This is a genomic window from Streptosporangium sp. NPDC001681 (genome assembly GCF_040298085.1).
GTDB lineage: Bacteria > Actinomycetota > Actinomycetes > Streptosporangiales > Streptosporangiaceae > Streptosporangium.
Map to the genome: position 1 here is coordinate 122436 of NZ_JBEOZN010000004.1, position 23181 is coordinate 145616.

The window sequence follows — 23181 nt, forward strand, 5'->3', positions numbered from 1 at the left end:
GACAGCTCGCGCAGGGCTACTGATCGCGATGGAGGTAGCGGTGCCCGGCCGGAGCCCGCTTCGCTCCTCGCGCGGCCGGGGTCTCAGGGGCGGAACGCCTTGAGGGTGAGGTCCACGAGGGCGTCGGCGTACTCGGGCGTGAGCGGTCCGGAGCGGTGCAGCCAGCGCTGGTAGAGGGGGGCGTAGAGCAGTTCGAGTACCAGGTCGAGATCGGCGTCCGCCGCGATCTGGCCCGCTCGCTGCGCGCTGCGCAGCCGGGCCTTCTTGGCCTCGTCGACGGGGTCGGCCAGCTTCTCGCGGTACTGGGCGGCGAGGTCGGGATCGTTGATGATCTCCGTGTTGAGCGCCCGGATCGGCGCCTCGAAGTCCGGATCGGCGAACTCGGCGACGGTCGCGCGCATGACGACCTTGAGGTCGGCCTCGATGTCGCCGGTGTCGGGCAGCGTCATCCCCTCCCCGTGGGCCCCCTCGCTGAGCGCGAGGAAGGAGTCGAAGACCACGGCTCCCTTGGACCGCCACCACCGGTAGATCGTCTGCTTGCCCACGCCGGCCCGTGCGGCGATGGCCTCGATCGAGACCTTCGTGTACCCCACTTCGGAGACCAGTTCGCGCGCGGCCTCCAGAATCGCCCGCCGCGACCGCTCACTGCGGCGGGCAGGGTTCGGTTTCTTGGCGGTGGACATGCCGCTGAGGATAGCAGATGGACAAGACGAGACGGTCCGTCTTGACATGATGGGGAAGCGGGTGCAGATTAGGGATCGCAACATGACGAGACGTAACGTCTCGTCTTGAGAGGCGATCCAAAGGAGGTGAGGGCCTGTGACGAACGGCCGAGTATGGTTCATCACCGGCGCGTCCCGGGGCCTGGGCAGGGCGTTCACTGAGGCCGCACTGGCCGCGGGAGACCGGGTCGTGGCCGCTGCCCGCAATGTCGATCCACTCGCGGAACTGGCCGAGGAGTATCCGGGCAGCCTCGTACGGCTGCCGCTGGACGTCTCCGACCGCACGGCCGTGCGGGAGGGGGTGGACCGGGCGGTGGCGGCCTTCGGCAGACTCGACATCGTGGTCAACAACGCCGGCGGCCTGCTGTACGGCATGCTGGAGGAGGCCACCGAGGAGCAGATCCGGGCCCATTTCGACGTCAACCTCTTCGGTGCGGTCTGGGTCGCCCAAGCCGTCGTCCCGTATCTGCGGGCGCAGGGTTCCGGGCGCATTCTCCAGGTCACCTCGATGGGCTCCGGCGGCGGTTTCGCCTCAGTCGGGTTCTACGGGGCGGGCAAGGCGGCGCTCGACTCGGTCAGCGAGGCGCTGGCGATGGAGGTCGAGCCCTTCGGCATCAAGGTCACCATCGTCCAGATGGGCGGGTACGACACCGGGCTGTTCACGGTGGGCACCACGACGACACAGGCTCATCCGGCCTACGAGCCCCTGCGGGTCAAGCTGGCCGAGATGTGGGGCGAGGACGCCGGTCCCGCCCCCGGTACGGCCGCTCCCGTCATCATGGAGTTGGTCGACCTGCCGGATCCGCCGCGGCGGCTGATCGTCGGCGGTCACTCCTACGACCTCGTCCAGCAGATGGATCAGGCCCGCACCGAGGAGTACCGCGCCTGGGAACACCTCAGCCGCAAGGCCCCGGGCTGACCGGCGAACGCGAGGTGGCGCCGGCTGGGAATCCCCCGCACCGTGGACACCTCTTGTTCGTGGCCTTCCAGTCGCCGCCGGACGAGGTGGCCGCATTGGTCATGCGCGCTCTGGTCACCTTGTCTTCACCCGCGAGACCGGGCTCCACGATCACGCCTGCGCCCTGTCGGCAGCGATCCGCTGGTATCGCCCGCCGCCGCGCTCGCCTGGCTGACGGCGAGTTACCTCGACTCCGTACGAGGTCAGGTCCTGCGGTGATTCGTTCGATGTAGTCGGCGGCGACCCGCGCATCCGCTTGGGCGAGCAGATCACCGATCGATGAACGACCGGTTGCCGGACAAGACCGGCGCGCTCTTGGGGGTCACCATAGTCGCACCGACTGCCTTCACCGTGCGGGAAGGGGATTGTGTCCTGATGAGAGGGGGCTCTGCCCGAGCTGGAACCAGACCGTTCCGCCGGTTTCGTCGTTCTGGCTGCTGCCCCATGTGCTCGCCAGGAGATTCACCCAGCTCAGGCCGCGCCCAGTGAGGCTGTCGTCGTCGGCCGTCCGGATCGCGGGCACGCTGGTGGCCGAGCCGTCGTCGATCACCTCGATGTGGATCAGGCCGTCGTCCAACCCCACCCGGACCGTCACCAGCCCGCCGGGCCTGGCCGAGTCGCTGTGCAGGACGGCGTTGGTCACCACCTCGCTGACCAGCAGTTCGAGCGTTTCCAGCGTCTCGGCGGTCGCATGGCCGTCCAGGAGTTCCAGCACCCACTTGCGAGCGGCCCCCGCTGACTGCGCGATGCCGGGAAAGTCCCGCTGACCCACGATCCGAAGCCCGTCCCAGCGCTTGACCGCCGCGTCTGCCGCGCTGGGGCCGTCATGTCCCCGCGCGCTCACGCGGTCACCGCCGATGCGATCATGTCGGCCGCGTTGTCGGCCTCGGCCCAGATCCAGTCACGTCGCCAGATTACCGACCACCACGGCCGCCAGACGAAGACCCAGCCACAGGCCCGGCGGGTGACCTGGATCCGGAGCCGAACCCCGGTAGAAGACATGATCTCCAACACCGGCGCCCCGCCGACGGGAACGACCACCGAGGTGGCCACCCCAAGAACCCGCAGGTCCCAGCCAAGCCGTACGAGGTGGATGTACTGCACTTGTTGCGGATCGCGCTCTCGCCCCGGTATCTCCATCACCCCACCGCTTCTGTAGTCATTCGATTACACTCCGATAAGCTACCTCGGGCCGTATGTTCTTGGTAGTTACCTAAGGAAGTTTCCAAAGATAGTTTCCAGACGTAAGACCTCCAGGAAGGTGCGGCCATGGCTGCCGACACAAGTCCCACCGTCCGCAGGCGTCGCCTGGCGTCGGAGCTGCGCCGGTTGCGCGTCGAGCGCGGCCTGTCCATGCAGGAGGTGGCCGAACGTATGGAGCTGACGGCGGCCTCGATCAGCCGGATCGAGACGGGCCGTAGAGGCATCCGGCCGCGTGACCTCCGCGCCTTTCTCGACATGTACGAGGTCCCCGAGGCCGACCGGGATCCGATGCTGGCCCTGTCCAGGGAAGCGCGACAGCGAGGATGGTGGCAGAACTACGGGGACGTGCTGCCTGGCGAGTACGCGACACTCATCGGCCTCGAAGCCGAGGCTACATCCGTCAAGACCTATCAGCAGACGCTGGTCCCCGGTCTGCTGCAGACCGCGGACTACGCGCGGGCGGTTGTCGCGGCCACTCGTCCCGGAGACGCAGCAGAGGAGATCGAACGCAGGGTCTCCGTGCGGATGGAGCGTCAGAAGCGACTCGCGGACGACAACCCGCTGGAACTATCCGTAATTCTCGGGGAGGGCGTGGTGCGTCAGCACGTGGGAACAGCCGAGATCACTGCCAGTCAGCTCAAGCACCTCGCCGAAGCCGGCCGGCAACCCAACATCATGATCCAGATCCTCCCTTACCGGGCCGGCGCGCATCAGGCGATGACCGGATCATTTAACATTGTGGGCTTTCCTGCTCCGAGCGACCTGGACGTCATCTACCTGGAGAACATGTCCAGCGGGCTGTACCTGGAGGACAGCGCTGACGTCCGACGCTACGTCGCGGTGTTCGATTACCTCAGAGCAGCGGCACTCAGTCCGGCGGACACGATGGTTATGCTGATGAACGCGTCAAACAACCTGGTATGAGTGTCCAGCGGAAGGGCCATGCGATGTCCAACCCGGTAGACCTGACCAAAGCCGTGTGGCGAAAGAGTTCGCTCAGCGGAGGCAACGGAGACTGCGTAGAAGTCGCGAACCTGGGCGATGCAGTAGCCGTCCGGGACTCCAAGGACCCCGAGGGACCCAGGCTCGTCTTTGCCCGTAACACCTGGGCGGCATTCGTAGCAGACCTGAAAAACGGCGCGTAGACCGCGGCACCACCAGCCTTCCACATGGCGCAAGAGCAGCCGCAGTGGTGGCAATAGTCGGTGCGTCGGGGGTGGCCGGCAACCTCACCGGCATCGTGGCCGTTCGCGACAGCAAAAACCCACACGGCCCCGCGTTGGTCTTCTCGCCTTGGACTATCCGGAGGGCGGCGCGGCACACGACCTCGGGGCCTGGGCACGCGCAGGCCTGAGGTTTGTGCGTCACACGGCCTGTGCGGGCGGGAGGCCTCAGCCGGCGGTGACCCTGCTGTACTCGTAGAAGGTGCGACCGTTCTCATCCCCCTGGTGCTGGCGGCCGGTCATGACCAGAGGGGCGAACGCCTGCGAGGAGTGGTTGCTCTCCGTCATGGCCGCGGTCCACTGCCGGGAGGTGAGCCGCACCTGACTTCCGCGCCAGTGCAGCGTGCCGACGAGGTACCACGTCAGACCGTTCTCGTCGCCCTGATGCCTCCTGCCGATGAGGACCTGATCGGCAGGGGCGGAGAAGTACGAGTTGCTCTCCTTTATGCCGTAGCTCCAATTTCCGGTCTGCACGGTGACCGCTTCACCGTCGATGCGGATCTGGCCGCACCGGTAGCGGGTCCAGCCGTTCTCGTCCCCCCAGTGGGCGCGGTCGATCAGCACCTCTCCGGCTGAGCAGACGAAGGTGCTGTCCGGTTCCCTGAGGGTGATGGTGGGTCCGAAGATGGTCTCGATTGTCGGAGCCGCAGACGCGGGTGCCGGGGCCAGCGTGGACAGGACGGCCGCCGCCATCGCGACGGTCAGGGCCTTCTTGTACATTTCCATGTCCTCCGGTTCGCGTTCCGCTTCGTCCGATATGCACTGAGAGCGCATGCGCCGACAGCTCACGCCATCAGGTCTGGGGACAAGATTGCGGGCGGCACTGAAGATCGTCTTGGCGCTGACTTGCGGGTTTCTGGGAACGATCCGGCTTCCGTTCCTCACGGCATCGACCCTGCGCTGTGTCGGAGAGACACGCGTCAGCTACGGCGACCGGCTTTGAGTGGTCTCGTCGCGAGAGCTTCAGCATCGGACAGCCCACTGAGCGGTCGGGGAGTGAGCGACTACGGTTCGCACGCCGCACGGCGGGGTGGAAGGCGCGGAGGTGGGTGGGTGCTCCGGCCGGCGTATGAAAGCCCGCAACCGCCGCGCCCGAGCAGGCCGGAGGCCTGAAACACCGGGGATCGACTGAGACGGCCGGCCGGAGCACCCACCCACCGGAGCGCGGACATCGGATCCGCCATAGAGGCGTGAGCCGTGAGAACGCGACCGAGACAGCCGGAGCGCGCACCCGACCCGCCCGTAAGCCGTGCAGCATGAGCCGAGCTGACCCCTGAGAACACGACCCGCAGAGACCGGCCTGCGGTCGAAAACGCGACTATAGGTAAGGTGCCTTATGTCTAATTGGTGATGACATAAAGGGATACCTCATGGGCGTTTCTGCGGCGTACGTGACCTTCGCGGACCCGGACAAGCTCGACGACGAGAAGGGAATCGTCGTCGCGGCCTGGGCCGAGGTGGGAATCACCGGCCACATCGTGCGCTGGGACGATCCCGAAGTCGACTGGGCCGGGTTCGACGCCGTCGTGGTCCGTACCCCCTGGGACTATGTGACGAGGCGGACGGAGTTCCTCGACTGGGCCCGTCACGTCGAGTCCGTCACCCGGTTGTTCAACCCGGCCGCCGTGCTGGAACGCAACACCGACAAGGTCTATCTGAAAGACCTGAAGGCGCCGATCATCCCCACCTCCTGGGTCGCGCCGGGCGAGACCGCGAACCTCCCGCTCCTCGACGAGTACGTGGTCAAGCCGTCGATCTCGGCCGGAGCCCGCGACACGATCAGGACCGCGGACCGCGAACAGGCCGAGGAACACGCCGCCAAGCTGGCCGCCAACGGGCGGACCGCGATGATCCAGCCGTACCTGGACATGGTCGAGGGCGAGGGGGAGACCTCGATGCTCTACTTCGGCGGCAGGTTCAGCCACGCCGTCCGGCGCAACCCGATGCTGACCGAGAGTGCCACCAAGCCGGGGCAGGGCAACGACCACGGGGAGCTTCGCACCCCCGATCCCGACCAGTTCGCCCTGGCCGAGCAGGTGCTCGGCGAGTTTCCCGAACTGCTCTACGCCCGGGTGGACCTGGTCCGGCTGGCCGACGGCAGCCCGGCCCTCATCGAGATCGAGCTCACCGAGCCCTACCTGTTCCTGAGCTACGCGCCCGGCGCCGCCGCCAACCTGGCGACCGCCCTGGCCAAGGCGATCTGACGGCTCTCGGAGAACAAAGAACAAGCCTGCGGAAAACAAGCCCGCAGAGAACAGGCCCGTAAAGCAGGCCTACAAAGACGCACCGGAAACGGCGCGCGCCCCGCGAAGGGACGCGCGCCGTACCGGATTACTGCGGCAGCACCACCGCGAGCGGAGAGACTCCCGCGGCACGCAGCGCGTCGGGGACCTTCCGCGCCCAGGGGTGCTCGTGCGTGTCGAGACCCTCGGGGTTGGCCACGACGAACCGGACCGCGCCGCCGGAAGCGGCCTGCTCGGTCCAGGTGGCGCCGAAGCCGTTCAGCGCCGCGGCGGCCTTGTCACGCTCGGAGGCGGGAACCGTGACCCGGAGCGGTGACTCGTGCTCCGGGATGGCCGCGGCGGCCTGCGAGGCGTCCGGGGCCGGGGCGAGCGTCCGCGCCCGCGCCGAGGCGGACGGCAGGTCGGCGGTGATCGCGTTGGCGACGATCTTCGCCGTGCCGTCGCTGAAGGCACGGAAGTTCGGCTCGGCGGCGAACAGCACCGCGTGGCCGGTGCCCACCGGCTCGTCGACCACCGCCGCCGTTCCGGCGAGCTCCTCGGCGCCCAGCGCGAAACCGGACAGGAACCAGTCGGGCGAGTCGGCGGCCGGGTAGGAGGTCACCACGTGCGAGGGGTTCGAGGCCCGCATGACCAGGTCGTACGCGTAGAACTGCATGACGCTCGACCCGACGTCCTTGCTCAGCGGCCCCTGGGCCACGTTCGTCCGGAGGAGCGTGCCGGGGATGTCCGAGGTCGGCTCGGTCAGCGTCACGCTGGAGACACCGGCCAGGGCGGCCAGCCGGGCGCCGCCCGCCCAGCCGACGTAGCGCCCGCCGCCGCCGACCCAGTCGCGCAGCGCCGCGCGCCCGGCCTCGCCGAGGGCGTTGTTCGCCGAGTTGGACGAACCGTCCGGCACGAGCAGCACGTCCAGCCCGCCCAGCTTGCCCGCGGCGACGTCGGCCGGCGTGAGCACCTGGTAGGACAGCTTCCAGTCGCGGTCCAGACGGTGGCGGAGCCAGCCGGAGGACTCGGCCGCGTTCTGCGCGGTGCCACCGGACAGCTGCAGGACTCCGATCTTGCGGGAGGTGGTGACCTTGACCGAGGGGGCGTCCACCGCCTGCACCGGCGTCGCGGCGGGCAGCAGCACCTGGCCGGAGGAGCCGCCGGAGACGTTGCCGAGCAGCGGCAGGCTCCACGCGGTCACGTCGTAGAAGTAGGGGAACGGGGTGTAGGTGTCCTCGTTCAGCATGGACTGGACCCAGTGCTTCTGCGCCTGGGCCAGCGGGATCCAGTAGGTGCCCTTGGGCAGCGTGGTCTTCGCCTCGGGCCTGCCGTACGCCTTGAAGTCCTTGACCGTCAGCGGCGTGGCCAGCTTGTACACCTGGACGTCCATCCGCTGGAGCCGCCGCACGACGAGGTCGGTCTCCGCCTTCTTGGCCGGGTCGTCGGCGCGCAGGAAGTAGTGGCGCACCTTCCGGTCGGGCACCTGGGTGATGACCTCGTGGCCCGGGTTGTAGACCTGGTTCGGCTCCAGGTGGCCTTCGGTCCCCTGCTTGAGGGCGTCGGCGTACATGCCGTGCCAGGTGGTGAGGATCTCGGTCTTCTTGGCCGCCGCCGCCGAGAGCGAGACCCACTGGGTGAGCCACTGCTCGAAGGTCCGGGCCGCGATCGGGGAGGCGTTGCCCTTCTCGAAGGTCATGCCCGCCGCGTTGAACCCGCCTGCCGGGACCGTGTCGCCGTAGCCCATGTAGAACATGTCGTAGACGCTGCGGTTGAAGAACGGGATCCCGCGCTTGGTGAACTCGCCGATCATCGCGGCGCCGTAGGTGTTGTTGATCCAGTCGACCGTCGGCTCGGCGATGTCGTGGTAGATCGGGTCGGCGTTCGGCGGGAAGAAGTACTCGGTGCCGCCCATCTCGTGGGCGTCGATGAAGAGCTGCGGCGGATACTTCCGCATCAGCTCGATCTTGCCGTCGGTCTCCGGCTGGGTCCGCGCGAACCAGTCGCGGTTCATGTCGAAGGCGTAGGCGTTCCGCCTGGTGTCGGCCTCGCGGCCGTCGGGGTTCTGCGTCGGCAGGATCACCACGACGGCGTTGTCCAGGATTCGCCTGGCCGCGCAGTCGTCCCGCCCGGCCAGGTCGTAGAGGGTCTTCAGCGCCGCGTCGGTGCCGCTCTCCTCGCCGCCGTGCACGTTTCCGGCGACCCACAGGATCGCGGGCGTGTTCCTGGCGAGGACCTTCGCCGCGGGGGCGGGGGTGAGGGGGTCGCGCAGCCGCTTGATGGAGTTCTCGATCGCGCGCAGGTTCCGGATGTTCTTCGGGGTGCCGACGATCGCGTACTTCAGCGGACGTCCCTGGGCGGTGGTGGCCAGGGTGCCGGAGACGACCCGGTCGCTGGCCGCGTCGATCGCGGTCAGCAGCGTGTCGGACTCGGCCGAGGTGACCTCCCGCTCGCCAAGGTCGAAGCCGAGGACACTCTTCGGCGTCGGCACCTTGCCGTGGTAGACGGCGGGAGTCTGGGTGGCGTCACAGGTGGTCACGGGTGGTGCGGCCGGAGTGGGGTCCGCCTGGGCGGCACCGGCTGGGAGGGCGATGGCGACGGCCAGAACGGCCGGCGCCACCACCTTGAAGCGCTTCTGCATGAAGTAAAGCTGTCATCTGTGAGAAATGACAGCAAGAGGTAAAATTTTACACTTGCGTTACGAATGGTGCTTTTGGGGCAAACTGTGATTGAAGGACCGGATGATCCGGTCGTGGGTGGAGAGTCCGGGAGCTACGCGTGCCCGGAGATGCCGCCGTCCACCGGGATCACGGTCCCGGTGAGGTAGGCGCCGGCGCGTGAGGACAGGAAGATCGCGGTGCCCGCCATGTCGTCGGGGCGGCCGATCCTGCCCAGCGGGACGTGGGAGGCGACCGCCGCGCGCATCCTCTCGTCCTGGAGCGCGAAGGCCATCATCTTCGACTCGAACGGCCCGGGGGCGATCGCGTTGACTGTGATCGACTCCTTGGCGAGCCGCTGGGACAGGTGCCGGGTGAGCATGTGCACCGCCGCCTTGGCCGCGGAGTAGGCGTAGTTCTCCATCGCGGGCACCCGGATACCGTCCACCGAGCCGATATTGATCACCCTGGCCGGGGACTCGGGGCTCGCGGCGGCGCGGAGCAGCGGCAGGAACCGTTGGGTCAGGTAGAACACGCCCTTGACGTTGATCCCCCAGAGCTTGTCGAACGCCTGCTCGGGGTATTCCTCCAGCGGCGCGCCCCAGGTCGCCCCGGCATTGTTGACCAGCACGTCCAGCCGGGACTCCCGCTCCGCGACCGCCTCGAACAGGGTGGAGACCCCGTCCTCGGTGGACAGGTCGGCCGGGATGGCCGTGCATCCCAGTTCCGCGGCGGTTTTCTCGACCTCGGCCGCCTTGCGGGAGGAGATGTAGACCGTGGCTCCCGCGTCGACGAACCCGGCCGCGATCATCCGGCCGATTCCCCTGGAGCCGCCGGTGACGACGACGATCTTGCCTTCCACCGAGAACAGAGTCATGTTCTGTAGCATGCCGCACTCCGACCGCCCCGTCCATACCGGACGGTCGGTCCAGCATTCCGCGGTAACTCCCGGGTACACATAAGCCCCTTTGTGTCGATTCGTGCCGAAGGGAGTGAAAAATAATGTCGGCAAATAAAACGAGAGTGAAACAATCTTCCACCGCTCGTTGACACGCGCCGTTTGTATGGTGTGCCTTCGTTGTCAATAAGTCACCGATCCGAAGGTGGGGCACACCATGGTCAGAACGGGGACGCGCCTGGCGGCGCTGAGCCTGGCGCTGTCGATGGCGACACTTTTCGTGGCGCACGCATCACCCTCTGCCGCCCAGACCGCCCAGACCTCCCAGGGGACGGCCGTGCGGGCACCCCAGACCGAGAAGAGGATCGTCCGGCTGGGCGCGACGCAGAGCATGGACTCGATGAACCCGTTCCTGGCGGTCCGGGTGGTCTCCACGTCGATCCACCGCTGGATGTACGGCTTCCTCACGGTGCCCGATTCCAAGACCCTGAAGCCCAGCCCCGACCTCGCCGAGTCGTGGGAGACCTCACCGGACAAGCTGACCTGGACCTTCACCATGCGTGCCGGAGCCACCTGGTCGGACGGCAGGCCCGTCACCGCCCAGGACGCCGCGTGGACCTTCAACAAGATCATGACGGACGACGGGGCCAAGACGGCCAACGGCCCCGCCGTCGAGAACTTCGACACCGTGACCGCGTCCGACGACCGGACCCTGGTCATCAAGACCAAGAAGCCCCAGGCCTCGATGCTGGAGCTGCCGATCCCGATCGTGCCCAAGCACGTCTGGGAGAGCGTCCCCGACATCGGCACCTACGAGAACGAGGTCTACCCCGCCGTCGGCAGCGGCCCCTACATCGCCGTCGAGCACAAGAAGAACGCCTATGTGAGGCTCAAGGCCAACCCGTCGTACTGGCGCGGCGCCCCCGCCATCGACGAGCTGCACGTCATCTTCTACGAGAACCCCGAGGCGGCGATCGCCGGTCTGAAGAAGGGGGACATCGACTGGATCGGCCGCCTGCAGGGCCCGCAGTTCGAGGCCCTCGCGGGCGATGCGAACATCACGCAGTGGAACACCCAGGGCCGCAGGGCCAGCTACCTGCAGTTCAACCCGGGCGCCGCGACGGCCGGCGGCGAGCCGATCGGTGACGGGCATCCCGCGCTGAAGGACGTCAGGGTGCGCCGGGCCATCCATCACGCGATCGACAAGAAGGCCCTCGTCGAGCAGGCACAGAACGGTCTCGCCGTACCGGCGGACGGTTCGATCATCCCGCCGATGTACCAGGAGTTCTTCTGGAAGGCCGAGGGTGACAAAGCCGTCACCTTCGATCTGGCGGAGGCCAACCGCATCCTCGACGAGGCGGGCTACGCCAAGGGCGCGGACGGCGTTCGCACCATGCCCGACGGCGGGCGCAAGCTGGAGATGCGCTTCAGCATCCACACCGACGAGCCCGTCGAGGACAAGATCGCCCAGTTCCTCACCGGCTGGCTGAAGGACATCGGCATCCAGCTCACCACCCGCAGGCTCGACTCCAACAAGTTCACCGAGGAGACGGGCAGCACGGCGCTCTACGACATCGCGATCAGCGGCTGGTCGGTCAACCCGGACCCGGAGGAGATCCTGGCCACCCACCTGTGCAGCCGCAGGCCCACCGCGAGCGGGCAGGGCGGCGGCACCGAGTCGTTCTTCTGTGACAAGGAGTTCGAGAGGCTCTACCAGGCGCAGCTGGCCGAACTCGATCGAGCCGCCCGGGTCGAGCTGATCAAGCAGATGCAGGAGCGGCTCTACACCGAGGCCCCCGTCGTCGCGATCTACTATCCCAACAACCTGGAGGGCTACCGCAAGGACCGGATCGCCTCCATCACCCCGATCCCCGAGGACAAGGGCATCCTGTACGGCGGGAGCAGCTACTGGCCGGTCTACTCGCTGCGTGCGGTGGAGCGCGCCGCCGCCCCGGCCGGGAGCGGTTCGGGAAGCGGCACCGTGGTGGCCGTCGTGGTGGCCGCCGTGGTGGTTCTCGGCGCCGGGGGCTTCTTCCTCCTGCGGCGCCGCCGCGCCGCCGCCGACGACCGCGAGTAGCGGCCGATGCTCACATCGCCGCAACAGGCGAGGGGCGACACCGAGGAGGGCGGTGCCCGCCGGGCCGTGGCGCGCTACGCGCTGGTCAAGCTCGGCGGGGCACTGCTCAGCATCGGACTGGTGATCGTCGCCACGTTCTTCCTGTTCCGTCTGATCCCCGGCGACCCCACCATCGCCTACACCCGCGACGTGCCGGTGACCCCGGAACAGCTCGCCTTGCTCAGACGGCAGATGGGCCTGGATCGGCCGCTGGGCGCGCAGTTCCTGGACTTCGTGGGCCGGACCCTGCGGCTGGACCTGGGCACCTCGTACGAGTACCGCAGACCGGTCGCCGAGCTCATCGGCGACCGGGTGGGGCCGACGTTGCTGCTGGTGGGCACCGGGCTGGCCGTCGCGGTCGGCCTGGGCATGTGGCAGGGCACCAGGGCCGCCTGGCACCACGGCGGCCGCTTCGACCGCCTCTCCACCGGGACCGCGCTGACCCTGTGGTCGGTGCCGACCTTCTGGCTGGGACTGCTGCTGCTCATGGTCCTCGCCGCGGGGATCGGCCCGGTACCGGGCCTGTTCCCCACCCGGGGCATGGAGGATGTCGACGCCCCCGACGGGCCGCTCTACCTGCTGCACGTCGCCCACCACCTGGTGCTGCCCTGCCTCACCCTGGTCGCCGTCGTCTACGCGCAGTACCTGCTGGTCATGCGCTCCTCGCTGCTGGAGGAGATCGGCCAGGACTACGTGACCACCGCCCGCGCCAAGGGCCTGCGCGACGACGACGTCCGGCGCCGCCACGCGGTGCCGAACGCGCTGCTGCCGACGGTGACCCTGGTCTTCATGCAGATCGGGTTCGTGGTCGGCGGCGCGGTCTCGGTGGAGTTCGTCTACTCCTGGCCCGGTCTCGGGCTGCTGTTCGTCGAGGCGATCAGGGGACCCGACTACGCCGTGATGCAGGGCACCTTCATGCTCGTCTGCGTCGCGGTGATCGTCATGAACACGCTGGCCGACGTGGTCTACCACGTCCTGGACCCGAGGGTGAGGTCGGCTTGAGCACGATCGCCCGCACCCGCCGCCGCGCCGCTCTGGCGCGGTTCTGCCGCCGGTACGCCAGGCAGCGAGCCGGGCTGTACGGGGCGGCGATCCTGCTGGTCGCCGTCCTGGCGGCCCTGCTCACGCCGCTGCTCACCGACCCGTCAGGGATGGACGTGACGAAGGCGACGGGCGCCAGGATGGCACCGCCGAGCATGGAATTCCCGCTCGGCACCGACGAGTCCGGCCGCTCGGTGGCGCTCATGCTGCTGTGGGGCGCGCGGGTCTCGCTGCTCATCGGGTTCATGTCGGCGCTGCTCAGCATGGTGATCGGCACGGTGTTCGGCATCGCGGCCGGGCACTTCAGGGGCTGGGTGGCCGCCGTGCTGATGCGCGTCACCGACTGGTTCCTGGTGCTGCCCGCGCTGGTCCTGGCCATGGTGCTCGCGGCCATCCTCGGCGGCAGCCCGTTCACGATCATCCTGGCGATCGGGGTGACCTCCTGGGCGTCCACGGCGAGGCTGATCCGGGCGCAGACGCTGGCGGTCGAGGCCAGGCCGTACATCGAGCGGTCCAGGGCACTGGGCGCCGGGCACTGGCACGTCATGACCCGGCACGTGCTGCCGAACGTCGCCCCGCTGGTCCTGGCCAACACCACGCTCATGGTGGCCAGCGCCATCGTCACCGAGTCCACCCTCGCCTTCCTGGGCGCGGGCTCCGGCCAGGTCTCGTGGGGCAGCATGCTGCGCGGCTCCTACGACTGGGGCGCGGCCACCTCGGGAGCCTGGTGGTACGTGCTGTCGCCCGGCCTGTGCATCGTGGCGGTGGTCCTGGCGTTCACCCTCTGCGGGCGCGCCCTGGAGACCGTACTCAACCCGCGGCTGAGAGGAGCCTCGTGACCCTGCTCGAACTGCGCGACCTGGCGGTGACCTACCGGGGCGAGGCCGGGGACGTGCCCGCCGTGCGCGGCGTCTCGCTCGGCCTGGAGGCCGGTGAGGCCCTCGGCGTGGCGGGGGAGTCGGGGTCGGGCAAGTCGACGCTGGCCATGTCCCTGCTGCGGCTGCTGCCCAGGAACGCGCTGGTGTCCGGGGAGATCCTGCTGGACGGCGAGGACGTCCTGGCGATGAGCTGGGGGCGGTTGCGTGCGGTCCGGTGGGCCTCGGCCTCGCTGGTCTTCCAGGGGGCCCAGCACGCGCTGAACCCGGTGCGCCGGATCGGCGACCAGATCGCCGAGCCGCTGCGGGTGCACGGCATGGCGGCCGGGGCCGAGGCGCGGCGCAGGGTGGCGGAGCTGCTGGAGCAGGTCGGCCTGCCGGCCTGGCGGGCGCGCGGCTACCCGCACGAGCTCTCCGGCGGCCAGCGCCAGCGGGTGATGATCGCCATGGCGCTGGCCTGCTCACCCCGCCTGATCATCGCCGACGAGCCGACCACCGCGCTGGACGTGATGATCCAGGCGCAGGTGCTCTCGCTGATCCGCTCGCTCATCGCCGAGCACGGGATCGGCCTCGTCATGATCTCCCACGACCTGTCAGTCCTGGCGTCGACGTGCGACCGGCTGGCGGTCATGTACGCGGGCCGGGTGGTCGAGTCCGGCCCCTCGCGCGAGGTCTTCACCGGCGGGCGGCACCCCTACAGCAGGGCGCTGGCCGAGGCGTTCCCCACCGTGGGGGACCCCGCCTCCAGGATGGCGCCCAGGGGACTGGGCGGTGACCCGCCCGACCCCGCGCACCTGCCCGCGGGGTGCTCCTTCCACCCTCGCTGCCCGGTCTCGCTCGTCTCGTGCGCGTCGGAGCCGGTCGAGTTGCGGGCCGCGGGCGACGGCACCGGAGCGCCGCACACCGCCGCGTGCGTCCACGTCAGTGAGGAGAGCCGATGACCCTGCTCGAAGCGCGGGAGGTGCGGGTGGAGTTCGCCTCGCGCGGGCGCCGCGCCCGTGCGGTGGACGGGGTGAACCTCGCCGTGGGCGAGGGGGAGATCGTCGCGCTGGTCGGCGAGTCCGGCTGCGGCAAGACGACACTGGCCAGGACCCTGCTCGGCCTGGAGCGGCCCACCTCGGGGTCGGTCCGCTACGGCGGTGTCCCGCTGGCCTACTCGTCGCGCGCCCTGCGGGCCCACCGCCGCGAGGTGCAGCTCGTGCTCCAGGACCCCACCGGATCGCTCAACCCCCGGCACACCGTCTACGAGGCGGTGGCCGAGGGGCCGCGCATCCATCGCCTGCCCGGCGAGGGCGACCTGGTCGCCTCCGCTCTGTCGAGGGCCGGGCTGCGTCCTCCCGAACGGTTCTTCGACCGCTACCCGCACGAGCTGTCCGGTGGCCAGCGCCAGCGCGTCGTCATCGCTGGAGCCCTCGCGCTGGAGCCCAGGGTGCTGGTCGCCGACGAGCCGGTGGCCTCGCTGGACGCGTCGGTACGCGGCGAGATCCTCGCCCTGCTGCTCCGCCTCCGCGCCGAGCTGGGCCTGTCGGCCCTGGTCGTCACCCACGACCTCGGGCTGGCCTGGAACATCGCCGACCGGGTCGCGGTGATGTATCTCGGCAGGATCGTCGAGTCGGGGCCGGTGGAGCGGATCCTCACCTCGCCCTCGCACCCGTACACCCAGGCACTGCTGTCGGTCCTGCCGGAGTCGCGGTCGCCCGTGGTGCTGGGCGGCGAGCCGCCGGACCCCACCCGGATCCCGGCAGGCTGCCGCTTCCACCCGCGCTGCCAGGTGCTGGCCTCGGGCGCGGCGGCCGAGGCGGGGGTCGAAGGGCTGTGCGCGTCCGGGGAACTGCCGGTCCTGCCGTCCTCGGCCGGGGCCCAGGTCGCCTGCCACCACGCCGAGGCCCGCTCCGCCCGGCGCGAGGCGGAGTCGGAAACGGAGTCGGAAACGGAGGCGGAGCGGCGGTGAGATGAGGCGACCGGCCCCGGGCGCGGCCCTTCCCGAAGGACGTTCACGGAGAACGGTTCCGGAGCCCGGCTTTCGAGGCCGATCACAGGGGCCGATCTCGGGGGCCGATCTCGGGGGCCAGGCCGGCAGGCCGGGCTCAGAGGCCGGGGAGGAGGCCGTTCCTGAACAGGTCGACGAAGAGCCCGTGGTCGGCCCTGGCCCGTGCCCCGTAGGCGTGCGCGAAGTCGACCAGGGTGCGGGTGAAGCCCTCGGTGTCGCCGTCGATCACGGCCACGATCGCGTCCTCGGTGGAGAAGTCGACCAGGTCGTGGCTGGACTCGTCGTCGGCCACCGAGTGCATCCTGGCCACCGCCCGGCCCAGGTCGCGAATCACCGAGGCGAGCTCGTCCGGCTCGTTGACGTCGCCCCAGTCCAGGTCGGCGGTGTAGGGGGAGACCTCGGCGACCATCTGGCCGACGCCGTTCAGCGTGGTGTAGCCGAGCCACGGGTCGGCGTACGCCTGCAGGGCCCGCTGCGATTCGGCGGTGCGGTGGCCCTGGTGCTTGAAGTAGCCGTGCACCTTCTCGTCCGTCACGTACCGCGCCACGGCCGGGACCTGGGCCTGCTTCATGTAGAGGATGACGTCGTTCTCCAGGGCCTGGGTGTGGCCCTCAAGCAGCATGTTGTACGAGGGCAGCCCGGCCGAGCCGATCCCGATGCCGGTGCGGAGCGCGAAATCCTTGATCTTGTGCTCGACCGCCGAGACGGTGGGAAGGGTCGTCAGGTAGTCCTGGAAGGCCGCCTCCACCAGCTGCCGGGTCTCCTCGTCGACCGGGTAGCGGCCGTCCATGACGGCGAACCTGCGGTCGAAGTTCTCGACGGTGGTCTCCAGCTCCAGCAGCGCCACCCGGGTGTTCAGCCGGGCGTGCTGCAGCACCCGGTGCAGCACGCCGGTGGTGGTCTCCAGGGTCAGCGAGCCGATCGCGTCGTCCCCACCCTCGGAGATGCCGGTCAGCTCGGCGAGGTAGGCGCCGGCGAACTCGGTCACCAGGGCGGTGATGACGTCGTCGGACAGCGCCTTGGCGTACCCGATGAGCGCGATGCTGGCCGAGAACCGACGCAGGTCCCAGATGTACGGTCCGACGTAGGCCTCGTCGAAGTCGTTGACGTTGAAGACCAGCACGCCGGAGGCGTTCATGTAGGTACCGAAGTTCTCGGCGTGCAGGTCGCCGTGGATCCAGACCCGCCTCGTCTGGTCGTCCAGGAAGGCGTCGTCGGCGAACTCGCCGGTCATGTCCGCGTAGAACAGGCAGGCGCTGCCCCGGTAGAAGGCGAACGGCGAGGCGGCCATCTTCCGGAACTTGCGCCGGAAGGCGGCGGGATCGCGCTTCATGGAGTCGCCGAACTCGGTGATCAGGACGTCGAGAATGTGCGCCGAGCGCCCATCGATGGTCATGGTCCGCACGCTAGGGCGTACGACCGAAACTCCGCCAGTTCTCCGAGATTACAGATCTGGAACGCACCAATGGCCGGGCACGGCCCGCGCGGCGTGGCGGGCGTCGACAGCCGCACTGGGCGATCGTAGATTCGACGATGAGATGAGGTCCGCGAGGGGAGTGGAGGTCGATATGGCGGTGCTGGAGGGCAAGGCGGCGGTGGTCACCGGGGGGTCGCGGGGCATCGGCCGGGCGATCGTGGAGCGCCTCGCCCGCGACGGGGCGGACGTGCTCTTCAGCTACGCGAGCGATGCCGGCGCCGCGGCCGAGGTCGAGCGGGCGGTCAAGGAGGCGGGCGGGAGCGCTCGCGCCGTCCAGGCCGACCTGGCGGAGCCGGGCGCCGCCGAGCGGCTGATGGAGACCGCGGAGGAGTTTCTCGGCGGCCTCGACATCCTGGTCAACAACGCCGCGCTGAGCTTCACCCCGACCCCCGTCGCGGAGACCGGTGAGGAACTGTACGACCGCGTCATGGCGGTCAACGCCAGAGCCGTCTTCCTGACCATCCGATACGCCGCCAGGCACATGCGCGACGGCGGGCGCATCGTCAACATCTCCACACTCAACACCGTCCGCCCGGCACCCGGCATCGCCCCCTACGCGGCGAGCAAGGGCGCGCTCGAACAGCTGACCGCCGTCACGGCCCGCGAGCTCGGCGGCCGGGGCATCACCGTCAACACGGTCTCGCCCGGTGCCACGGACACCGATCTGCTGCGCGGCACCAACCCCGCGGCGGCCCTGGCCCAGGTCGCGGGCATGACCTCGCTCGGCCGCCTCGGCGAGCCCTCGGACATCGCCGACGTCGTGGCCTTCCTGGCGGGCCCCGACGGCCGCTGGCTCACCGGCCAGAACCTCCACGCCAACGGCGGCCTCGGCTGAGGGTGAGGATGTAGGCGGGCCTCTCCCGGCCGCCCGCCCGGTCGCGACCGCTGTCAGCGGCCCGGCCTTCCTGTGCCGTTGCGCTGTGCCGTGTTCGGCCTCAGGGTTCGCGGGCGCAGAGGTACACGTCCAGGTCGGCGGCGCCCTTGAGCATGGCGCGGCCCCGGGCGGACAGGCGGGCCTGCCAGTCGCGCAGGGTCGACTCCAGCGGGGCGACGCCTCCGGCGGAGCGGACCTGAGCGATCAGCGGGGCGATCTGCTCCAGCAGGTAGCCGCCCCGCCTGAGCTGGTGGGTCAGCCGGACGTCCCGTATGTCGGCGGCGCTGTAGATCCGGTAGCCCGTCTGCGGATCGCGGCGCGGCCGGACCAGCCCGGCGTTCTCCCATTTGCGCAGGGTGGCAGGGCGGATGCCGAGCCTCCTGGCCAGCGGGCCGATGAACGTGTCGCCGCGCTCCTGCGGCACGGGCGCCAGATCGCGGAGCGCGGCTTCGACGGCCTGGAGGGTGCGGCGGTCGTCGAGGAGTTGGCCGTGGCTCTCGTCGATGAGCCGCAGCGCGTCCTCGGTGGCACCCCGGTTGACCGCCTGCATGATCGACGTGGCCGTCTGGTGACCGTGCCCGGGTATGAGGGCGAGGAACGCGCGCAGGGCCTGCGCGTGCAGCGGCGTATAGGTGCGATAGCCGTGGACGGTGCGTTCGGCGGCGGGCAGGATGCCGGCGTCCTCGTAGTTCCTGATCGCCTGGGTGGACAGGCCGTGCTCGCGCGCCAGGTCCACTGGCCTCATGGATGCATCACCGATTGAAGGTTCGTCGCGATGAGAGCGGGGATTTCCACGGAAAAGTTTACACCGTAGGTTCAACGATACCGTTAAAGGTATGGATATCAAGGACACGGCCCGGCCGTTCGACGGCACGGGTGTCTCGGCGTTCCTGCGGTCGCTTCCCGCCAAACCCCTGCTGCTCGGCCTGGGCGAGGCCAGGCACTTCGTGGGGGAGCTGGGCGAGTTGCGCAACGAGATCTTCCGGCATCTGGTCGAGCACGAGGGCTACCGGTCGTTCGCCATCGAGAGCGACTGTCTCATGGGCCTCGTGGTCGACGACCACATCACGACGGGCACCGGCACGCTCGATGACGTCATGGAACGCGGCTTCAGCCACGGCTTCGGCGCGTCACCGGCCAACCGCGAGCTTGTGCGCTGGATGCGGGCGTACAACGAGGAGCATGACGAAAAGCTCCGGTTCTTCGGTTTCGACGGCCCTCTGGAGTATTGGGCGGCGAGCCCGCGCCAGGCGCTCACCGCCCTCTACGCCCTCCTCGACGGCCCGCTGCCCTGCACCATGGAAACCCTCGACGCGCTGCTGGGCCCGGACGACCGGTGGTCGAACGAGGCCACGGTCATGGATCCGTCCCAGTCGATCGGCCGGTCCGCCGACGCCCAGCGGCTGCGCCTGATCGCCGACGACCTGGTGGCGCTGCTCGACACGCAGGCGCCGCGGCTGAGCGCGGAGGACAGGGAGCGGGCGGCACTGTACGGGCGCACCGCCGTCGGCCTGCTCCGCTACCACCACTGGATGGCCGACACGTCCCCGGCCCGGATAGCCAGGCTGTCGGGCCTGCGGGACGCGATGATGGCCGCCAACCTGCGTGCCGTCGCCGAGCGCGGCCCGGCCCTGGTCTTCGCCCACAACCTCCACCTGCAGCGGAACAAGAGCCTCATGTCGTTCGGCGACCAGCAGTTGGAGTGGTGGAGTGCGGGGGCGATCGCCGAAACGCACCTGGGCGACCGGTACGCCTTCCTGGCCGCGGCCTTCGGCACGGTCGGCGACGACACCCCGCCCCCGGACACCGTCGAGGGCATCCTGTCCACGCTCCCGTGGGACCACTCTCTCATCGACGCCCGCCGCCTGGCCGAGGCCGTCACGAAGCCCGCCCCGCGCATCTCCCACGATTTCGCCTATTTCCCGCTGGATCCGGCCCAGCTCGACATGATCGACGGCGTCGTCTTCCTCAAACAGGCTGTCAGGCTGGGTTGACAGGCGCGTGCGTGTCAGGCTGTGCCGACACGCACGCGCATCGATCACACCATCCACGCCCGCCCCCTCACCGAAGGCGGCGCCCGGGATCGCCAGGCGATCGCCGCTGTGCGGGCTGGTCGCCGGGCCGCTTTGACGGTAACCGGCTGCGCCGGCAAACCGAGGGCTTCCCCTGTCGGTGGCCTGTCCTGACCGGCCTTCCGCTCCCGGGCGGTCAAGCGGGCGGCCGTACGGTTCGAGCCGGGCGGGAGGCGTTGTTTTGGGCCTTGTAGGCATCCGGCGCCGGGGTTACGATCCGCGTAATTATTAGGAAACTTTCCTAAATGGAAAGGCATTTACGTGCGCCGATTAGCCTCCATGCTGCTGGTTCTCGCCATGGCAGCCACTCTCGCCGCTCTCTCGTCCCCCGCCTCGGCCGCCGCCCGGCTCACCGCGGCCTTCACCCTCACCGGCACCCAGGGCAAGTTCGTGGTGAGCAACCCCGGCACCACTCCGGTCACCGGCTGGTCGATCACCTTCGACCTGCCCGCGGGCATCACGGTCAGCGGTGCCCAGAACGCCACCACCACGCAGAACGGGACGCGGGTCAAGCTGACCCCCGCCTTCTACATCAACACGGTACGGGCGAACGGCAACACCGAGCCGTACAGCCCCACCTTCACGCTCAGCGCGGCGGCACAGCCGGTGAGCTGCACGATCAACGGCGCCAACTGCGACGGCAGCGGCGACCCGCCACCCCCGGACGCGCCTGTCACCGCGACCTACTCGGGGAGTGGCACCCAGGGCAGATTCGTGGTCGCCAATAACACCGACACCGCGCTCAACGGCTGGTCGATCACCTTCGACCTGCCCGCCGGGGTCACCGCGAGCGCCGCGCAGAACGGGTCGCTGAGCCAGAGCGGGCGCCAGGTCACGCTGAGCCCGGCCCACTACAACACGACCGTGGCGGCACGCGGTACCACCGAGCCGTACAGCCCCGCGTTCACGCTCAGCAGCGCGTCCGCCGAGCCGGAGAACTGCAGGATCAACGACGTCAGGTGCGACGGCGCCGCCGACACGCCGCCCGGCGCGCCCGGCAACCTGCGTTCGCCGGTCAAGACCACCAGAACCGTCTCGCTGGCCTGGGACGCCGCGACCCCGGGCAGCCTGCCGATCTCCGGCTACCAGGTCTACCGGGGCGCCGACCTCGCCGCGACGGTCACCGGGACGAGCACCACCGTCACCGGCTTGACCTCGAACACCGAGTACACGTTCACCGTGAAGACCAGGGACCGGACGGGAACCCTCTCCCCGGCGAGCGCCGCGCTGAAGGTGACCACCAACAACGCCGGTGACGACACCCAGCCGCCGACCGTGCCCGCGAACCTGCGCGTCACCGGCAAGGACTCCTCCAGCGTCTCGCTCGCGTGGAACGCCTCGACCGACAACAAGGGCATCGCCGGGTACGAGGTCTACACCGGCGCCACCCTGGCCACGACGGTGACCGGCACCTCCGCCACGGTGAGCGGGCTGTCGCCGTCCACCGAGTACACCTTCACCGTGAAGGCCCGCGACCTGTACGACAACACGTCGGCGGCGAGCACCGCGCTGAAGGTGAGCACCGACGACATCATCGGCAGCGGATACGCCAGGATCGGCTACTTCGTCCAGTGGGGCATCTACGGCCGCCAGTACTTCGTGCGCAACCTCGACACCACCGGTGCCGCCGCGAAGCTGACCCACCTCAACTACGCCTTCGGCAACATCGACCCGGTGAACCTGACGTGCCTGCAGGGTGTCACCAAGGGCACCACCGCGAACCCGCAGGACCCGAACCAGGGCGACGGCTCCGGCGACGCGGACGCCGACTACGGCAGGCCGATGAGCGCGGCGCAGTCGGTGGACGGTGTCGCCGACACCGGCTGGGAGAAGCTGCGCGGCAACTACAACCAGCTCCGCAAGCTCAAGGCGAAGTATCCGAACCTCAAGGTGCTGATCTCGCTCGGCGGCTGGACGTACTCGAAGTACTTCTCCGACGTGGCGGCCACCGACGCGGCGCGCAAGAAGTTCGTGAGCTCCTGCATCGACACGTACATCAAGGGGAACCTGCCGGTCTACAACGGCGCGGGCGGCCCCGGCAGCGCCGCCGGGATCTTCGACGGCATCGACCTGGACTGGGAGTGGCCGGGCTCGGAGGGGCACGCGGGCAACCACATCGGCCCGAACGACAAGGCGAACAACACGCTGCTGATCGCCGAGTTCCGCAGGCAGCTCGACGCGCTGACCCAGGAGACCGGCAGGCGCTACCAGCTCACCGCCTTCACCCCCGCCGACCCGGCGAAGATCGCCGCCGGCTGGGACCTGCCCGAGGTCGCCAGGTCCCTGGACATCTTCAACGTCCAGGGCTACGACTTCCACGGCGCGGGCAGCGACAACTCCTGGGAGCCCAACCGGGCCGGACACCAGGGCAACCTGTACGCCGACGCCGAGGACCCGTACCCGTTCCACTTCAGCGTCGAGAACTCGGTCGACGTCTATCTCCAGGCGGGGGTGAACCCACGCAAGATCACCATTGGTCTCGCGTACTACGGGCGGGGCTGGCAGGGCGTCGCCGACGGAGGGAGGTTCGGCGAGTGGCAGACGGCCACCGGCGCGGCGCCGGGGCAGTTCCCGGACGAGGCGGGCACCCGCGGATACGCCAACCTGCTGGCCTCCGTGCCGGGATGCGCGGTGAGACACGACGAGCAGTCGGTGGCGACCTACTGCTACACCGGCAACGGCGGTCAGTGGTGGACCTTCGACGACGTCTGGTCGATCGGGAAGAAGACCGCGTGGCTCCGGAGCAAGGGCCTGCTCGGCGCGATGGTCTGGGAGATGTCCGGTGACCCCGGCACCCTGACCACCGCCCTGGACGCGGGTCTGCGGTAACCGTTCCGCCCGGCTCGCCGGGAC

21 protein-coding genes are annotated in these 23181 nt (G+C 69.3%); 13 read left to right on the forward strand and 8 right to left on the reverse strand.

All coding sequences use genetic code 11. The features are described 5' to 3' along the window. Positions 1 to 83: 83 nt before the first annotated feature. Complete coding sequence (locus ABT130_RS02960) at positions 84 to 683, reverse strand: TetR/AcrR family transcriptional regulator (RefSeq protein ID WP_350952312.1); 600 nt, start codon at positions 681 to 683, stop codon at positions 84 to 86. Between the two features lie 136 nt (positions 684 to 819). On the opposite strand from ABT130_RS02960, the gene ABT130_RS02965 reads away from it, so the two are divergent. After that, positions 820 to 1641 (forward strand): SDR family NAD(P)-dependent oxidoreductase, encoded by an 822-nt coding sequence (locus ABT130_RS02965; RefSeq protein ID WP_350952314.1) that lies wholly within the window; start codon positions 820 to 822, stop codon positions 1639 to 1641. Between the two features lie 385 nt (positions 1642 to 2026). Here the strand turns inward: ABT130_RS02965 and ABT130_RS02970 are convergent, their stop codons facing one another. Together ABT130_RS02970 and ABT130_RS02975 are read right to left on the reverse strand one after the other, a co-directional pair. After that, positions 2027 to 2524 (reverse strand): ATP-binding protein, encoded by a 498-nt coding sequence (locus ABT130_RS02970; protein WP_350952316.1) that lies wholly within the window; start codon positions 2522 to 2524, stop codon positions 2027 to 2029. Next, a complete protein-coding gene (locus tag ABT130_RS02975) occupies positions 2521 to 2784 on the reverse strand; it encodes a hypothetical protein (RefSeq protein ID WP_350952318.1) in 264 nt (87 codons plus the stop codon). Before ABT130_RS02975 ends, ABT130_RS02970 begins: the two co-directional genes overlap by 4 nt. Positions 2785 to 2949: 165 nt before the next feature. Between ABT130_RS02975 and ABT130_RS02980 the strand changes: the two genes are divergently transcribed. The 3 genes from ABT130_RS02980 (at position 2950) to ABT130_RS02990 (ending at position 4237) form a co-directional block, all read left to right on the forward strand. Further along, positions 2950 to 3807 carry a helix-turn-helix domain-containing protein gene (locus ABT130_RS02980; protein ID WP_350952319.1) on the forward strand — a complete coding sequence of 286 codons (858 nt, stop codon included), beginning with the start codon at positions 2950 to 2952 and terminating at the stop codon, positions 3805 to 3807. A gap of 23 nt (positions 3808 to 3830) precedes the next feature. Continuing rightward, on the forward strand, positions 3831 to 4028 hold the full coding sequence (locus ABT130_RS02985) for a DUF397 domain-containing protein (protein WP_350952321.1): 198 nt from the start codon (positions 3831 to 3833) through the stop codon (positions 4026 to 4028). Between the two features lie 95 nt (positions 4029 to 4123). Continuing rightward, positions 4124 to 4237, forward strand: a complete 114-nt coding sequence (locus ABT130_RS02990; protein WP_350952378.1) for a DUF397 domain-containing protein — start codon at positions 4124 to 4126, stop codon at positions 4235 to 4237. Positions 4238 to 4274: 37 nt separating this feature from the next. Here ABT130_RS02990 and ABT130_RS02995 read toward each other — a convergent pair whose 3' ends face one another. Beyond that, a complete protein-coding gene (locus ABT130_RS02995; protein ID WP_350952323.1) occupies positions 4275 to 4826 on the reverse strand; it encodes a hypothetical protein in 552 nt (183 codons plus the stop codon). A 650-nt stretch (positions 4827 to 5476) separates the two neighbouring features. On the opposite strand from ABT130_RS02995, the gene ABT130_RS03000 reads away from it, so the two are divergent. After that, positions 5477 to 6310 (forward strand): ATP-grasp domain-containing protein, encoded by an 834-nt coding sequence (locus ABT130_RS03000; protein ID WP_350952325.1) that lies wholly within the window; start codon positions 5477 to 5479, stop codon positions 6308 to 6310. Between the two features lie 127 nt (positions 6311 to 6437). Here the strand turns inward: ABT130_RS03000 and ABT130_RS03005 are convergent, their stop codons facing one another. Together ABT130_RS03005 and ABT130_RS03010 are read right to left on the reverse strand one after the other, a co-directional pair. After that, a complete protein-coding gene (locus ABT130_RS03005) occupies positions 6438 to 8969 on the reverse strand; it encodes a M14 family zinc carboxypeptidase (RefSeq protein WP_350952327.1) in 2532 nt (843 codons plus the stop codon). A gap of 131 nt (positions 8970 to 9100) precedes the next feature. Next, positions 9101 to 9862, reverse strand: coding sequence for an SDR family oxidoreductase (locus tag ABT130_RS03010; protein WP_350952329.1), 762 nt, complete (start codon positions 9860 to 9862; stop codon positions 9101 to 9103). Between the two features lie 238 nt (positions 9863 to 10100). On the opposite strand from ABT130_RS03010, the gene ABT130_RS03015 reads away from it, so the two are divergent. From ABT130_RS03015 to ABT130_RS03035, 5 genes are read left to right on the forward strand one after another with little or no spacing between them, the layout of a single operon-like run. After that, positions 10101 to 11960, forward strand: coding sequence for an ABC transporter substrate-binding protein (locus ABT130_RS03015; protein WP_350952331.1), 1860 nt, complete (start codon positions 10101 to 10103; stop codon positions 11958 to 11960). Positions 11961 to 11966: 6 nt separating this feature from the next. Then, the gene (locus ABT130_RS03020; protein WP_350952334.1) at positions 11967 to 13001 is read left to right on the forward strand and encodes an ABC transporter permease; all 1035 of its coding nucleotides are present in this window, start codon (positions 11967 to 11969) and stop codon (positions 12999 to 13001) included. After that, the gene (locus ABT130_RS03025) at positions 12998 to 13879 is read left to right on the forward strand and encodes an ABC transporter permease (protein ID WP_350952336.1); all 882 of its coding nucleotides are present in this window, start codon (positions 12998 to 13000) and stop codon (positions 13877 to 13879) included. Before ABT130_RS03020 ends, ABT130_RS03025 begins: the two co-directional genes overlap by 4 nt. Beyond that, positions 13876 to 14856: an ABC transporter ATP-binding protein gene (locus tag ABT130_RS03030; protein ID WP_350952338.1), complete on the forward strand. Its 981-nt coding sequence runs from the start codon at positions 13876 to 13878 to the stop codon at positions 14854 to 14856. The genes ABT130_RS03025 and ABT130_RS03030 overlap by 4 nt, the downstream gene beginning before the upstream one ends. Then, positions 14853 to 15866: an ABC transporter ATP-binding protein gene (locus ABT130_RS03035; protein WP_350952340.1), complete on the forward strand. Its 1014-nt coding sequence runs from the start codon at positions 14853 to 14855 to the stop codon at positions 15864 to 15866. Before ABT130_RS03030 ends, ABT130_RS03035 begins: the two co-directional genes overlap by 4 nt. Positions 15867 to 16002: 136 nt before the next feature. On the opposite strand, the gene ABT130_RS03040 is transcribed toward ABT130_RS03035, so the two are convergent. After that, on the reverse strand, positions 16003 to 17301 hold the full coding sequence (locus ABT130_RS03040; RefSeq protein ID WP_350952342.1) for a DUF2252 domain-containing protein: 1299 nt from the start codon (positions 17299 to 17301) through the stop codon (positions 16003 to 16005). Between the two features lie 142 nt (positions 17302 to 17443). On the opposite strand from ABT130_RS03040, the gene ABT130_RS03045 reads away from it, so the two are divergent. Beyond that, the gene (locus tag ABT130_RS03045) at positions 17444 to 18217 is read left to right on the forward strand and encodes an SDR family oxidoreductase (RefSeq protein WP_350952344.1); all 774 of its coding nucleotides are present in this window, start codon (positions 17444 to 17446) and stop codon (positions 18215 to 18217) included. A 100-nt stretch (positions 18218 to 18317) separates the two neighbouring features. Here ABT130_RS03045 and ABT130_RS03050 read toward each other — a convergent pair whose 3' ends face one another. Beyond that, positions 18318 to 19001, reverse strand: a complete 684-nt coding sequence (locus tag ABT130_RS03050; RefSeq protein ID WP_350952345.1) for a TioE family transcriptional regulator — start codon at positions 18999 to 19001, stop codon at positions 18318 to 18320. Positions 19002 to 19092: 91 nt separating this feature from the next. Between ABT130_RS03050 and ABT130_RS03055 the strand changes: the two genes are divergently transcribed. Together ABT130_RS03055 and ABT130_RS03060 are read left to right on the forward strand one after the other, a co-directional pair. Then, complete coding sequence (locus ABT130_RS03055) at positions 19093 to 20250, forward strand: erythromycin esterase family protein (protein WP_350952347.1); 1158 nt, start codon at positions 19093 to 19095, stop codon at positions 20248 to 20250. 339 nt (positions 20251 to 20589) lie between these two features. Next, positions 20590 to 23157, forward strand: coding sequence for a glycosyl hydrolase family 18 protein (locus ABT130_RS03060; protein WP_350952349.1), 2568 nt, complete (start codon positions 20590 to 20592; stop codon positions 23155 to 23157). The last annotated feature ends 24 nt before the right edge of the window (positions 23158 to 23181 follow it).